Annotated in this window: 12 protein-coding genes; 5 read left to right on the top strand and 7 right to left on the bottom strand. The window is 70.6% G+C overall.

What is annotated here, in order from left to right; translation table 11 throughout:
- The first annotated feature begins 35 nt into the window (after nt 1–35).
- On the top strand, nt 36–1,493 hold the full coding sequence (locus KBY86_RS15240; protein ID WP_315855851.1) for an FAD-binding domain-containing protein: 1,458 nt from the start codon (nt 36–38) through the stop codon (nt 1,491–1,493).
- A gap of 99 nt (nt 1,494–1,592) precedes the next feature.
- Here the strand turns inward: KBY86_RS15240 and KBY86_RS09175 are convergent, their stop codons facing one another.
- Nucleotides 1,593–2,120: a hypothetical protein gene (locus KBY86_RS09175; RefSeq protein ID WP_233133121.1), complete on the bottom strand. Its 528-nt coding sequence runs from the start codon at nt 2,118–2,120 to the stop codon at nt 1,593–1,595.
- Nucleotides 2,121–2,352: 232 nt separating this feature from the next.
- On the opposite strand from KBY86_RS09175, the gene KBY86_RS09170 reads away from it, so the two are divergent.
- The gene (locus tag KBY86_RS09170) at nt 2,353–2,928 is read left to right on the top strand and encodes a thioredoxin family protein (protein WP_255140937.1); all 576 of its coding nucleotides are present in this window, start codon (nt 2,353–2,355) and stop codon (nt 2,926–2,928) included.
- A 19-nt stretch (nt 2,929–2,947) separates the two neighbouring features.
- Nucleotides 2,948–4,192 (top strand): DegT/DnrJ/EryC1/StrS aminotransferase family protein, encoded by a 1,245-nt coding sequence (locus tag KBY86_RS09165; RefSeq protein WP_255140915.1) that lies wholly within the window; start codon nt 2,948–2,950, stop codon nt 4,190–4,192.
- Nucleotides 4,193–4,241: 49 nt separating this feature from the next.
- Here KBY86_RS09165 and KBY86_RS09160 read toward each other — a convergent pair whose 3' ends face one another.
- Genes KBY86_RS09160 through KBY86_RS09145 form a run of 4 tightly spaced genes read right to left on the bottom strand, consistent with a single transcriptional unit; the run spans nt 4,242 to nt 7,436 of the window.
- A complete protein-coding gene (locus KBY86_RS09160; RefSeq protein WP_255140914.1) occupies nt 4,242–5,741 on the bottom strand; it encodes an FAD-binding domain-containing protein in 1,500 nt (499 codons plus the stop codon).
- Between the two features lie 21 nt (nt 5,742–5,762).
- Entirely contained in the window at nt 5,763–6,323 is a 561-nt protein-coding gene (locus KBY86_RS09155; protein ID WP_255100307.1) for an NUDIX domain-containing protein, read from the bottom strand.
- The gene (folK, locus tag KBY86_RS09150; RefSeq protein ID WP_255140913.1) at nt 6,301–6,987 is read right to left on the bottom strand and encodes a 2-amino-4-hydroxy-6-hydroxymethyldihydropteridine diphosphokinase; all 687 of its coding nucleotides are present in this window, start codon (nt 6,985–6,987) and stop codon (nt 6,301–6,303) included. Before folK ends, KBY86_RS09155 begins: the two co-directional genes overlap by 23 nt.
- An 8-nt stretch (nt 6,988–6,995) precedes the next feature.
- On the bottom strand, nt 6,996–7,436 hold the full coding sequence (locus KBY86_RS09145) for a hypothetical protein (protein WP_198948321.1): 441 nt from the start codon (nt 7,434–7,436) through the stop codon (nt 6,996–6,998).
- 178 nt (nt 7,437–7,614) lie between these two features.
- Between KBY86_RS09145 and bchD the strand changes: the two genes are divergently transcribed.
- Complete coding sequence (gene bchD, locus KBY86_RS09140) at nt 7,615–9,729, top strand: magnesium chelatase ATPase subunit D (RefSeq protein WP_255140912.1); 2,115 nt, start codon at nt 7,615–7,617, stop codon at nt 9,727–9,729.
- Between the two features lie 48 nt (nt 9,730–9,777).
- Here bchD and KBY86_RS09135 read toward each other — a convergent pair whose 3' ends face one another.
- Nucleotides 9,778–10,839, bottom strand: a complete 1,062-nt coding sequence (locus KBY86_RS09135) for an MlaD family protein (protein ID WP_255140911.1) — start codon at nt 10,837–10,839, stop codon at nt 9,778–9,780.
- Between the two features lie 6 nt (nt 10,840–10,845).
- Complete coding sequence (locus KBY86_RS09130; protein ID WP_233133129.1) at nt 10,846–11,589, bottom strand: ABC transporter ATP-binding protein; 744 nt, start codon at nt 11,587–11,589, stop codon at nt 10,846–10,848.
- A gap of 263 nt (nt 11,590–11,852) precedes the next feature.
- On the opposite strand from KBY86_RS09130, the gene yvcK reads away from it, so the two are divergent.
- A complete protein-coding gene (yvcK, locus tag KBY86_RS09125; RefSeq protein WP_094514478.1) occupies nt 11,853–13,223 on the top strand; it encodes a gluconeogenesis factor YvcK family protein in 1,371 nt (456 codons plus the stop codon).
- Nucleotides 13,224–13,239 lie beyond the last annotated feature (16 nt).

The raw sequence follows: 13,239 nt of genomic DNA, 5'->3' as shown, positions 1-13,239 counted from the left end.
AGCGCTGGCGCCCTGCCCGCGCCACGATCGGTGCCATGGAGCCCGCTGTCCCCCTCGCCTGGCCGCCTGCCGCCGGCGATCTGCCCCGCACCTTCGCCGATCGGCACGAGCTGGCCGCCGAGCTGCAGGCCCGTTTCGGCCAGCAACCGGGCGCCCCGGATGCCGAAGACGCCCCACCGCTGAGCCCGATGCGCGGTGGCCGGGCAGCGGCGCTGGCTGCGCTGGCAGCGCTCGACCCGGTGGCCTACGCCACCAGCCGCAACCATCTCGATGGCGCCGTGACCCGCCTCTCCCCCTACATCCGCCACGGGGTGCTCACCCTGGCGGAGGTGCGGCAGGCGGTGTTCGCGGCCCTGGCCACCCGGGGGCTGGGCCGCAGCGCCGGGGAGAAGCTGATCAACGAGCTCGGCTGGCGTGACTACTGGCAGCGCGTCTGGCAGCAGCTGGGCGAGGGCATCTGGGACGACCGCGAGCAGGGCGCCAGCGGCCTGCCGCCCACGGCCTACCGCGCAGACCTGCCCGACGACATCGCCGGCGGCAGCACCGGCCTGGCCTGCATCGATGCCTTTCGCCACCAGCTGGTGCACGAGGGCTGGCTGCACAACCATGCCCGGATGTGGCTGGCGGCCTACCTGGTGCACTGGCGGCGGGTGCGCTGGCAGACCGGCTCCCGCTGGTTCCTGCGCCACCTGCTCGACGGCGATCCGGCCAGCAACAACCTCAGCTGGCAATGGGTGGCCGGCACCTTCAGTGCCAAGCCCTACCTGTTCAACCGCGCCAACCTGGAGCGCTTCAGCGGCGGCCGCTTCTGCCGCGCCTGCCCGAAGGCGCAAGCCGGCGGCGCCGGCCGGCCGGGTGGCTGCCCGTTCGAGGCCAGCTACGAACGGCTGGGCGAGCGGCTGTTCCGCAGCGAGGCGCCGCTCAGCCTGCCGGAGCCGCCGCTGCAGGACCAGACCCTGCCGCCAGCCCCTACCGCCGGCAGGTCAGCCGCTGGCCCACCCGAGCAGGCCACCGTCGCTCCAACCGGCCCCTTGCAGCGGCCGGTGCTCTGGATCCACGGCGAGGCGTTGGGGCAGGCCAACCCCGCCTGGCGCGCCCATCCCGGTCGACCGGCCCTGTTCGTGTTCGACCGGGCCCTGATCGAGGGAAGCGCCGGCCAGGGCCCGGCGATCAGCCTCAAGCGGCTCGGCTTCCTCTACGAATGCCTGCTGGATCTGCCGGTGGTGCTACGGGCCGGAGCTGTGGCGGAGGAGTTGCTCGCTTTCGCCGCTCGCCATGGCGCCGACGGGGTGGTGACCAGCCGGGCGGTGGATCCCCGCTTTGCAGACCTTTCCGCGACGATCGGCGCCGCCCTGCCGCTGGTGGTGCTGGAGCCCGAGCCGTTCGTGCAGCTGGAGGGCCCCGTGGATCTGCGGCGCTTCAGCCGCTATTGGAAGCGGGCCGAGCGGGCGGTCTGGGCCGGTTTCGAGGGGCCACGCCTCACCGCCGCTTGAGCACGCCTGCACCACTGCAGGCCTGGTCGGCGGGGGGTCTGGCCCTGTCCCGCTTCAAGGCCGACGAGGGAAAGGGCTGAGCGCGCCGGGAGCCAGGGACTAGGGCGCAGCCTCCGGTGCTGCAGACGGTGCCGGGGCCTCAGCTCCAGCTCCCTGCTCCAGCGCCTCCTCACGGGCCCGCACCTCGTTGGGATCGGGCAGCAGATCCTCCTCCTGCAGCATCGGGAAGCTCTCCTGCTTCACCTGATCCGCACGGCGGGGCGGATCGGTCCACTCCCAGCGGCTGCGCGGGGCGCGCGCCTGGCAGAGCGCCTCCAGTTCGCGCTGCAGCGCCCGGCGCACATCGCCGCGGGCCACCACCTCAAAAAACTCCTGGCGGGTCGCCAGGCCAGAGCTGAACGGCGCACTGCCGTTGCCGTTGAACAGACGGGGCGGATCCGGCAACCAGCGCGGCCGGCAGACCCCCCGCTGGCGGGTGTCGGTTTCGAGCCACAGGTGCACACCGAAGCCGTCGGGCTGGTTGACCACCGCCAGGCCGTCGTGGGGCTGACGGCGCTGCAGGGGGAAGATTCGCCAGCTGGCCCTGTTGGTGGCGGGAACACAACTCGCCAGCAGGGAAGACGTCACCAGCAGCGTCACCACCACCAGCGCCAACGGCCGCAGCAAGGGCCGCCTTAGCGACCAGCGCGCCGTTCGCAGCCGCGCCGGCAACGCCACAAGGCGGCGCCATGAAGACAAACGCCAGGAAGACTTCAAGGGGCTCTCGCAGGCGAACCGGGGGGCGCCGATCCTGCCCCAGTGGCGGCGCCGGCGCGGACGCCACAATCACAGCGGAAGTCCCGCCGCGGAGCCTGGCGCCATGGCCCTCACCGCCTCCACCATGCTGCCGCTGGGCACGGCCCTGCCCCCGTTTCGGCTCGCCGATCTCGATGGCCGCCTCCATGACAGCACCGCCCTGCCGCCCCAGCCGCTGCTGGTGCTGTTCCTCTGCGCCCACTGCCCGTTCGTGAAGCACATCGAACCGGAGCTCACGCGGCTTGAGCACGACTACCACGACCGAGTGGTGATCCTGGCGATCGCCAGCAACAGCGTCCGCACCCACCCCGGGGACGGCCCTGAGGGGCTGAACGACCAACGCCGGCGGCACGGCTGGCGCTTCCCCTACCTGCTGGACAGCGACCAGAACGTGGCCCGGGCCTTCCACGCCGCCTGCACTCCAGACCTCTATCTCTACGGTGCAGACCACCGGCTTGCCTACCGCGGCCAGCTCGATGCCAGCCGCCCCGGAACGGGCCAGGCCGCAGATGGCAGCGCCCTGCGAGAGGCGCTCGATGCGGTGCTCAGTGGCCAGGCCCCGGACCCCGATCAGCGGCCCGCCATCGGCTGCAACATCAAGTGGCACCCTGGCCAAGCGGCCCCTGGAACCGAAGGCTGAGGGGATTAAGGTTGCCCGCATGCAGGTGCCCCCCTTCGATCTCACCGAGCAACTTCATCAGCTTGGTGAAGGCCTCGAAGACGCCGTTCTGCAGGTGTTGCGCAGCGGCCAGTACATCGGGGGGGCCCGGATTGCGGCCTTCGAGCAACAGTTCGCCGCTGTCTGCGCCAGCCCCCATGCCATCGGCTGCAACAGCGGCACCGACGCCTTGGTGCTGGCCCTGAGAGGCCTGGGGATCGGTCCGGGTGATGAGGTCATCACCAGTTCGTTCAGCTTCTTCGCCACGGCCGAAGCGATCAGCAGCGTGGGGGCCACGCCGGTGTTCGTGGATGTGGAGGAAAGCTCCTATCTGATCGATCTCGATCGGATCGAGGCGGCGATCACGCCCGCCACCCGCGCCCTGATGCCGGTGCACCTGTTCGGCCGTCCAGTCGACATGGAGCGGATCACCGCGATCGCCTCAGTGCATGGCCTGAAGGTGATCGAAGACTGCGCCCAGGCCACCGGCGCCAGCTGGGCGGGGCAGCCGGTGGGCAGCTGGGGGGATGCGGGCTGCTTCAGCTTCTTCCCCACCAAGAACCTCGGCGGTGCCGGCGATGGCGGCGCTGTGCTCTGCAGCGACCCAGAGCTGGCCCAGCGCATCCGCGAGCTGGCCGTGCATGGCATGCCGGAGCGCTATCTGCACACGTCGCTGGGCTACAACAGCCGCCTCGATGCTCTCCAGGCCACGGTGCTGGCCGTGAAGCTCCCCCATCTGGAGCGCTGGATCGACCGACGCCGCCAGCTCGCCGCCACCTACCAGCGTGAGCTGGCGGGCCTTGCTGGAATCGCCCTGCCCGAGGCGGGGCCCGACGGCCACAGCTGGAACCAGTTCGTGGTGCGCGTCCCGTTCTGCCCAGCGGGCGCGAACACCTGCGGCGGCAGCTGCGCCCCCTCCAGCACCAGCGCCACTTACGGCCTGCCCGAAAGCTGCTGCCGCGACTGGCTCAAGCAGGAGCTGGCCGCCGCCGGCGTCAACACGATCATCTACTACCCGATTCCGATTCACCGCCAGCCGGCCTACGCCCAGCTGGGCTATGGCCCCGGCAGCCTGCCGGCCACCGAGCGGCTCACCTCCCAGGTGCTCAGCCTGCCGATCTTCCCCGAACTGACTTCCGAGCAGCAACAAGCTGTGATCACTGCCTTGCGCCAGCTCGCAAGCAGCTCAGCGGCTGCAGCGCCCGCCTCTGCCCCTGCGGAGTCCCGCGCCCAGGTGCGGGTCTGAGCCAGGGCCGCCGGCCAGATCCTCCCCACCGACGCCAGGCTCGGCCGGCTCAGGCCAGCCCTGCGTAGAGCCCCTTGAAGCGCGCCTGCTGCTGCTTGTGGTCCACGATCGGTGCGGGGTAACCCCGCCGTTCCAGGGGCGCGATCGCCCCGCTGATCAGATCGGCAGTGGCCACATGCGCCAGTTCCGGCAGCCAACGGCGGATGTACTGAGCCTCGGGATCGAAGCGGGCCGCCTGGGTGAAGGGATTGAAGATGCGCAGGGGTTTGGGATCCATGCCGCTGCTGGCGCTCCACTGCCAGCCCCCGTTGTTGGCAGCCAGATCCCCATCCACCAGCAGGCGCATGAACTGGTGTTCGCCCCAGCGCCAGTCGCAGATCAGATCCTTCACCAGAAAGGAGGCCACGATCATGCGGCAGCGGTTGTGCATCCAGCCGCAGGTGTTCAGCTGCCGCATCGCCGCATCCACGATCGGCACGCCGGTGAGGCCCGCGCACCAGGCCTCGAAACGGCCCGTGTCGTTCTCCCAGGGAAAGCGGCGCCACTGGGGGCGATAGGGCCCGTCAGCCAGCTCGGGAAAGTGAAACAGGGCCTGTTGGTAGAACTCGCGCCAGGCCAGTTCCTGCTCCCACACCGTGATCGCCTGCAGGTCCTCGTCGCTGCGGGCGCGGGGCCGCTGCTGCTGGGCCGCCGCCCAGGCCTGCCGCGGGCTGAGCGTGCCGAACTTGAGGGCCGCACTCAGGCAGGAGGTGCCCGCTTCGCCTGGCAGGTTGCGGCCGGGTTCGTACCGCAGCAGGGCGCCATCGGCGAAAAGGGCCAGCCGATCGGCGGCAGCGGCTTCTCCCGGGCGGCAGGGGCAGAGATCGGCGCCGGCGAAGCCGGCATGGCCAAGGGCAGCGGCGCTGTCGCCGGTCGCAGGCACGGCGTCCAGGAGCGGCAGGCGCGCCCAGAGGGCCTGGCCGCGGGCGGGCAGGGCGGTGGGATCAAGAGCCAGCAGGCCGCTGGGAGCCGCTACCGGCGCCAGCTCCAGCCCGCCAGCACCGGCGGCCGTCGGCCCGGCCGGCTCCAGCCGGCGCCGCCAGGCACGGAAGAACGGCCCGTACACCCGATAGGGAGCGCCACCGCCGGTGAAGAGGCTGTCGGGGGGAACCAGCAGCTGATCCCAGCCCGCCAGCACCTTCAGCCCGTCCTGCTGCAGCGCGGTGGCGACGCGGCGGTCGCGCTCGCGGCCGAAGGGTTCCACATCGCGGTTCCAGGCGACCACCGCCGCGCCGATCGCTAGCGCCAGCTGGGGCAGCAGCTCGGCTGGATCCCCCCGAAGCAGCAGCAGCTGGCTGCCGGCCTCACGCCAGCGCTGCTCCAGCTCCCGCAGGCTTGCCAGCAGAAACCACAGCCGCGCCGGGGCCAGGTCGCTCGCCTCCAGCAGGGCCGGATCGAGCACGAACACGCCGGTCACGGCGGGCGTGGCGCGAGCGGCGGCCGCCAGGCCGAGATTGTCGGCCAGCCGCAGGTCACGGCGGTGCCAGAACAGCCAGCGGGGCGGGGTCATCGCAACCGTTCCTGCACCGCTTCAGCAACCCAGCAGCTGACGGGCGCGGAACCAGGCGGTCACGCTCTTGCCATCCAGGGCCTCATCGCCGCTGGCCAGGGCCGCATCGAGGGCCTGCGGCTCCATCAGCAGCACCTCCATGTCTTCGTCGTCATCGCCAGCGGGCTGCTGCTGTAGGAGCGTGAGGGCGCGGGCCAGGAACAGGTGGATCACCTCATCGGAATAGCCGGGGCAGGGCAACATCAGGCCCAGCGAATCCCAGCGGCTGGCGCTGTAGCCCGCTTCCTCCGCCAGTTCCCGCTGCATCGAAGCCAACGGGTCCTCGCCATCTTCCAGAGTGCCGGCGGGGAATTCAAGGATGCGCCGTTCCACCGCGAAGCGGTACTGGCGCAGGATCACCACCCGGCCGTCGTCAAGCACGGGCACCGCCAGGGACGCGCCAGGGTGGCGGATGATCCCGTAGGTGCCTTCCACGCCTTTGGGCAGCACCACGCGGTTGAGCTCAAAGCGGATCTTGCGGGCATCGAGAGCCCCCACCGTGGCCAGATGAGTGGAGGGCTCAGGGGGCGGCAAGGGGGCCATGCACGGCGCGCTTCGGGCTTCCAGTGTGACCGTCTGCCGCCACGGGCGCGGTGTCGGGCCAGCCCGGTACCCCCGCCAGCGCCAGCGGCGGGGGCTCGGCGCCACAGAGCAGGGCAGCAGCCAGCAGCTCCGCCGCCGTGACCGCCCCGCCAGGCGGGATCAGCAGCGGATCGAGGGCCGCCAGCGGGGCCAGCACGAAGGCCCGCTCGCGTAGGCGCGGGTGGGGCAAGGTGAGTGTGGCGGTGCAGCAGACCTGGCGGCCGCACCAGAGCAGGTCGAGGTCGAGGGTGCGCGGCCCCCAGTGCACCGAGCGCTCACGGCCGAAGGCGGCTTCCAGACGCTGCAACCGCCGCAACAGCTCCTCGGCAGCGGGCCAGGTTGCGTGAGCGGCGGGCGCTGTGGCGGGCAGAGGGCTGTGGTGAACCAGCAGCACAGCATTGAGATAGGGCGGCTGACCAGGCGGTCCCCCCACCGGCGCAGTGCGAAAGAGCGGCGACCAGTGCAGTTGCAGCCCGGCCTCCGGCGCCCTCAGCGGGGAGGTACCGGCCCAGGCCACCAGTTCGGCGGCCAGCAGGGGTCGCACCGCCGCCAGGGTGGCGCCGGGGTCGTCGAGATTGGCCCCGAGCGCGATCGCGAGCGTGCGCTCGAACGGGCCGCACGGCACGCGGGGGATCAGTAGAAGTCCGAGCGGCGGCGCTCCTCCGGCCGCTCCAGCGGGGTGTCGCCGTCGCGGCCGAGCAGCAGATCCCGGGCGCCGTTCACCAGCTGCATGGTGTCGTGGGCGCCGCCGCGATCGGGGTGGTGCTCGGCTGCAGCCAGCTTCCAGGCCCGGTTCACCTCCTCCACGCTGAGGCGGCCGGACAGGGGCAGATGCAGACGCTGGCGGGCCACGATCGCGTCCACATCCGGGTGCTTGCCGAGCGGCCCCCAGTCGGCGCGGCTGAGCCCCTTGCGCCGCTTGTTGCTGCTGCGGGAAGCCTTGGTGGTGGCACCAGCGCCGGTGCCACCACCGAAGCCGCGCGCCGCAGCGGCGCCCGCTTCGGCGGCGTTCCGGCGCGACGCCTTGGATTCACTGGTGCGGCCAGGACGATCGACCCGGGAAAACAACACCATGACGGGGCCGCAGCGATAGCAGAAAGAAATGCCAGGCGTGCGGAAACATCGCCCGGCCTCGTTGCAAAAGTGTAGGTTCTGCCGGCCACAAGGCTGTTCGCCCCAGCACCCCCAGCCGCAGCCATGGGTGGCGCAGCACCGTCAGCGAGACTGAACCCCCTTCTCCAGCCTCTGCCCCATGGTCGTCAGCGGGTCCGCTGCCACTCCGGCCGCCGCCGGCGCCGCCGCACGCGCCTTTCCGCTCGCCGCGATCACCGGGCATGGCACCTTGAAGCTGGCCCTGCTGCTGGCGGCGGTGGACCCGGGGCTCGGTGGGGTGGTGATCGCCGGGGGCCGCGGCACCGGCAAGTCGGTGCTGGCCCGCGGGCTGCATGCGCTCCTGCCGCCGATCGACGTGCTCGATCTGGGCGAGGGGGTGAGCAGCCGCAACGTGGATCCCCAGCGGCCCGACGACTGGGATACCGCTATCCATCAGCGCATTACAGCGCGCGGGGGCGATCCCAGCGGCGCCGATCCCACCACCCTGCTTCCCACCCGGGTGATTCCCGCCCCCTTCGTGCAGGTCCCCCTCGGCGTCACCGAAGACCGGCTGCTGGGGGCGGTGGACGTGGCCGCCTCCCTGAGCAGTGGCACGCCGGTGTTCCAGCCGGGGCTGCTGGCGGAGGCCCACCGCGGCGTGCTTTACATCGACGAACTGAACCTGCTCGATGACGGCATCACCAACCTGCTGCTGGCGGCGGTGGGCTCCGGCATCAACCGGATCGAGCGCGAGGGGTTGAGCCTTGTGCACCCCTGCCGCACCCTGCTGATCGCCACCTACAACCCCGAGGAGGGGGCGGTGCGCGATCACCTGCTCGACCGCTTCGCCATCGCCCTGTCGGCCAATCAGCTGGTGAGCACGGAGGAACGGGTGACGATCACCCGCTCAGCCCTCGACCACGGCGAATCCAGCGAGGCGTTCCGCTCCCGCTGGCAGGAGGAGACCGACGCCCTGGCCACCCAGCTGCTGCTGGCCCGCCAGTGGTTGAAGGATGTGGTGATCGAGCGCGAGCAGGTCCGCTATCTGGTCACCGAGGCGATCCGTGGCGGTGTGGAGGGGCACCGGGCCGAGTTGTACGCGGTGCGGGTCGCCCGGGCCCATGCGGCGCTGAGCGGCCGCGACCGGGTGGAGGCCGACGACCTGCAGGTGGCGGTGCGTCTGGTGATCGCCCCGCGGGCCCTGCAGCTGCCGCCGCCCGATCCCGACCAGCCGCTGGAGCCGCCGCCGCCGCCCCAGGCGGAGCAGCAGCCCCAGGAGCCGGAACCGCCTGAACCCCCCGAGGCCAGCGACGACGACGCCCCGGAAGAGGACCCGCCCGAAGACGACGACGACAGCCCCGACGACCAGGCGCCGCCGTCGATTCCGGAGGAATTCCTGCTCGATCCGGAGGCCACCGCCATCGACCCCGACCTGCTGCTGTTCGCCGCCGCCCGCTCCCGTGGGGGCGGCAGCGGCAAGCGCTCCCTGGTGCAGAGCGAGTCGCGCGGCCGCTACGTGAAGCCGATGCTGCCGCGCGGGCCCGTGCGACGTATTGCCGTGGATGCCACCCTGCGGGCGGCGGCACCGCATCAGAAGAGCCGCCGTGAGCGGGAACCGCACCGCCGCGTGATCGTCGAAGACGGCGACCTGCGCGCCAAGCAACTGCAGCGCAAGGCGGGCGCCCTGGTGATTTTTCTGGTGGACGCCAGCGGCTCGATGGCGCTCAACCGCATGCAGAGCGCCAAGGGCGCCGTGATCCGGCTGCTCACCGAGGCCTACGAAAACCGCGACGAAGTGGCTCTGATCCCATTCCGTGGCGAGCAGGCGGAGGTGCTGCTGCCGCCCACCCGCTCCATCACCGCCGCACGCCGTCGGCTGGAGCAGATGCCCTGCGGCGGCGGCTCACCGCTCGCCCATGGCCTGTCCCAGGCGGCGCGGGTGGGCGCCAATGCACTGTCCAAGGGCGATCTGGGCCAGGTGGTGGTGGTGGCGATCACCGACGGCCGCGGCAACGTACCGCTGAGCCGCTCCCTGGGCCAGCCCCAGCTGGAAGGGGAGGAGCCGGTGGACCTGCGCGAGGAAGTGAAGGGGGTGGCGTCCCGCTACCGCGCCCTCGGCATCAAGCTGCTGGTGATCGACACCGAGCGCAAGTTCATCGGCAGCGGCATGGGCAAGGAGCTGGCGGAGGCGGCCGGCGGCCGCTACGTGCAACTGCCCAAGGCCAGCGACCAGGCGATTGCGGCCATCGCCCTGGAGGCACTGAACGCCCCCTGAGTGCGGGGCGGCGCCGCTGCTCGCCAGCAACGGCTGAAGGCCAACGGCTCAGGGATCGAGCCGGCGGGGAGCCTCTGCCGGTAGCCGGGTGCCACCCGCGGCGCCCTGCCTGCCACCACCGATCGAGCCGCTGCCTGGCTTCTCCGTGCTGACCTTCTCTGGCTTGTCCTTGGCTGCTTTGTCTTTGGCCAGGCCCGTCTGGGCGGGATAAAGCTCATCGAACAACTGGCCCAGGCCGATGGCCAGACTGCGTACCCCATCCATGAAGCGGGGGTCACCGGTGAGCTTGCTCACATCGCCGCCCACCGCATCGATCCGTGCTGTGAGCCTCTCGGCGTTGCTCACCGTGGCCTTGAGCTCGGCCAGAGTGCGGGGGTTGTCGAGGGCGGCCGTGAGGTTGCGCACATGGCGGCTGGCGGCCGCGGCATCGGCGCTGGCCGTGGTGAGCGACGCAAGCATGGGGTCGGCCTTTCCGGCCACCACGTTGAGCTGGCGGATCAGCACGTCCAATTGAACGGCGATCTTCTGGGATTCTTTGAGGAAGCGGGTCGCCTCCTTGGAGGTGGCATCAAAGCTCTTGGTAGTGCTGGCGATCTCGGGCACCAGGTTCTGCTTTTCGGCCTCGAGCAGCAGGCTCTGCATCAACTCGGTGACGCTGCTCAAGCTGGCGGAGCTGACCCCTTCGAGCGAGGAGCCGTTGCAGACCATGCGGGTGTTATTGCAGACCTTGTCGCCTGGCCGCGGAGCCGAGGCGGGCAGCGGCGGCCCGGAGCTGATCAACGCCACCTGGGCGTCACCGCCCAGCAGCGAGGCCGACTGCACCTGGGCCACCACCGGCCGCGCCAGCTGCAGACTTGGATCAGTGATCTCCAGTTCGGCTACCACGGCCGATGAGGTGGGCGAGATCCGCCGCACATTGCCCACCTGCACCCCACGGAACACAACCGCGGAGCGGTCGGCCAGGCCGCCGGCATCGGCGAAACGCACCGTCAGCGTCCAATTGCTGCGGCCCAGCGAAACACCCCGCAGCCAGAACCAAAGGCTGAGCCCACCGATCACAGCTCCCAGCAGGGTGAAACCCACCAAGGCCTCGCGGACGCTACGACGCATAGGGTGTCAAAGCTCCGCCGGCTGCATCGGGCCGTTCAGGCTACCGGTACGGAACTGCACGACATAAGGATTGTCGGTGCGGCCGAAGTCTTCGGTGGATCCGCACCATTGGATCTGCCCGTCGTAGAGCATGGCCACCCGCTGGGCCGAGCGCACGATCGTGCTCATCACGTGGCTCACCACCACCGAACAACCGGCCGCCACCTGATTCGCCTTCACGATCAAATCCTCGATGCGGGTGCAGGCCACCGGATCCAGCCCCGCGGTGGGCTCATCAAACAGGAGCAAGGGATGCTGGCCGGAGGCCTTGCTGGGATCATCGATCAGGGCGCGCGCAAAGCTCACTCGTTTCTGCATGCCGCCGCTGAGTTCACCGGGCAGCTGGTCTTCGATGCCGTAGAGGCCCACCGCCTCCAGTGCCCGCTGCACCCGCTGACGGATTTCTGGCTCCGGCAATTTGCTGTGGCGGTAGAGCAGAAAGCCCACGTTCTCCGCCACCGTGAGCGAGGCCAGCAAGGCAGGGTTCTGGAAGACCAGGCGCACATCAGCGGGGCGGCGCTGATCCAGGCGCAGGTAACGCTGTGGAACGCCATGCAGGCGGAAGGTTCCGCTGGTGGGCAACAACAGGCCCGCCAGAATGCGCAGCACGGTGGATTTGCCGGTGCCTGAAGGCCCCACCACCGCCAGCCGTTCCCCCTCCAGCAGGGTGAGGTGGATGCCCTCCAGCACGGTGCGCGAACCCCAGCGCATGGAAATGTCGTGAAGTTCCACCACCGGCACAGCCGACGGCAGAAGGCCAGTGGTGGTGGACGAAAGGGTTGACGACACGGACGACGGTGGTGAGGGCCTGCAGGCGTGAGGAGGAGCCTCGCTGGGTTCTGGTTCGCCGACACCTTTCATCCTTACAGTTCCTACAGCTCCGTGCTGTGGCGTAACGCCCCTTCGGCTTGACTTCCCAGCGCCCTCTCCCGCCACGACGCCTCAGCACACGGTCAGCCCGGCGCCCTGGCTGGATGGGTCGCGGGGATCTGCGCCAGAAAGACCTGATGAGCCGCTCGCGGCGGGCGGTGCGCTGGCTGCAGCCGGGGCTGGTGGTGAAGCGCTGGATGCTCACCTCCGGCCTGGGGCTGCTGCTGGCCCTGCTGGGAGCCGCGATCCTGGCCGATCTCAAGCCGATCTACTGGTCACTGGAGTCGCTCAACTGGGTGCTCTCGAACATGACGCGGGTGCTGCCGCGCGGCGTGACCGGCCCGCTCGTGCTGCTGGGTGGCGCCGCCTTGGTGGTGTGGGGCCAGAGCCGCAGCTTCGGCTCGATCCAGCAGGCGCTCGCCCCTGAAAAAGACACCTTGCTGGTGGAGGCGCTGCTGGCCCAGCGCCGGCTGAACCGCGGCCCAAACGTGGTGGCGATCGGCGGTGGCACGGGCCTGGCCACCCTGCTGAGCGGCCTGAAGCGCTACAGCAGCAACATCACCGCGATCGTCACGGTGGCCGATGACGGCGGCAGCAGCGGGGTGCTGCGCCGTGAGTTCGGCGTGCAACCCCCCGGCGACATCCGCAACTGCCTGGCGGCCCTGGCCCGCGAGGAACCGCTGCTGACCCGTCTGTTCCAGTACCGCTTCCGATCGGGCAGTGGGCTGGAGGGGCACAGCTTCGGCAACCTCTTTCTCACGGCGCTCACGGCCATCACCGGCAGCCTCGAATCGGCGATCACCGCCAGCAGCCGCGTGCTGGCGGTGCAGGGCCAGGTGGTGCCGGCCACCAACGCCGATGTGCGCCTCTGGGCGGAGCTCGAGAACGGCGACCGCATCGAGGGAGAATCCCGCATCGGCCATTCCCCCAGCCCGATCGTGCGGCTGGGCTGCACCCCCGAGCGGCCACCTGCGCTGCCGCGCGCCCTGGAGGCGATCGCCAACGCTGAGCTGATCGTGCTTGGGCCCGGCAGCCTCTACACCTCGCTGCTGCCGAATCTGCTGGTGCCGGAGCTGGTGCAGGCGATCAGCCGCAGCAAGGCGCCACGCCTCTACATCTGCAACCTGATGACCCAGCCCGGCGAAACCGACCGGCTGGATGTGGAGGGCCACGTGCGGGCGATCGAGGCCCAGCTGGCCAGCCTGGGGGTGACCCGGCGCCTGTTCACCGCCGTGCTGGCCCAGGAACCGATCCACGATGTGGCCCTAGTGGATCACTACCGCGCCCGCGGGGCCGAGCCCGTGCAGTGTGATGTGCGCAGCCTGCGCGCCAAGGGTTACGAGGTGATGGTCACGGCGCTGCAGGGGGCCCGTCCCACCGGCACCCTGCGCCATGACCCACGCAGCCTCGCCCTGGCGGTGATGCGCTTCTACCGCCGGCACAAAGGCGGCCGACCGGTGCTGGAAACAGTCTGAGAGCGGGCCTGCCGGA

The sequence above is a fragment of the Synechococcus sp. Lug-A genome (genome assembly GCF_024345655.1).
GTDB lineage: Bacteria > Cyanobacteriota > Cyanobacteriia > PCC-6307 > Cyanobiaceae > MW101C3.
Note: the sequence above shows the minus strand (reverse complement) of the source record. Positions and strands in the feature narration are given on the sequence as shown.

Bases quoted from the DNA above. Each gene is read 5' to 3' on its own strand.
- KBY86_RS15240 (WP_315855851.1), top strand. From the start codon at position 36: ATGGAGCCCGCTGTCCCCCTCGCCTGGCCGCCTGCCGCCGGCGATCTG.
- KBY86_RS09170 (WP_255140937.1), top strand. From the start codon at position 2,353: ATGGCCCTCACCGCCTCCACCATGCTGCCGCTGGGCACGGCCCTGCCC.
- KBY86_RS09165 (WP_255140915.1), top strand. From the start codon at position 2,948: ATGCAGGTGCCCCCCTTCGATCTCACCGAGCAACTTCATCAGCTTGGT.
- KBY86_RS09160 (WP_255140914.1), bottom strand. From the start codon at position 5,741: ATGACCCCGCCCCGCTGGCTGTTCTGGCACCGCCGTGACCTGCGGCTG.
- KBY86_RS09155 (WP_255100307.1), bottom strand. From the start codon at position 6,323: ATGGCCCCCTTGCCGCCCCCTGAGCCCTCCACTCATCTGGCCACGGTG.
- KBY86_RS09145 (WP_198948321.1), bottom strand. From the start codon at position 7,436: ATGGTGTTGTTTTCCCGGGTCGATCGTCCTGGCCGCACCAGTGAATCC.
- bchD (WP_255140912.1), top strand. From the start codon at position 7,615: ATGGTCGTCAGCGGGTCCGCTGCCACTCCGGCCGCCGCCGGCGCCGCC.
- KBY86_RS09135 (WP_255140911.1), bottom strand. From the start codon at position 10,839: ATGCGTCGTAGCGTCCGCGAGGCCTTGGTGGGTTTCACCCTGCTGGGA.
- KBY86_RS09130 (WP_233133129.1), bottom strand. From the start codon at position 11,589: ATGCGCTGGGGTTCGCGCACCGTGCTGGAGGGCATCCACCTCACCCTG.
- yvcK (WP_094514478.1), top strand. From the start codon at position 11,853: ATGGGTCGCGGGGATCTGCGCCAGAAAGACCTGATGAGCCGCTCGCGG.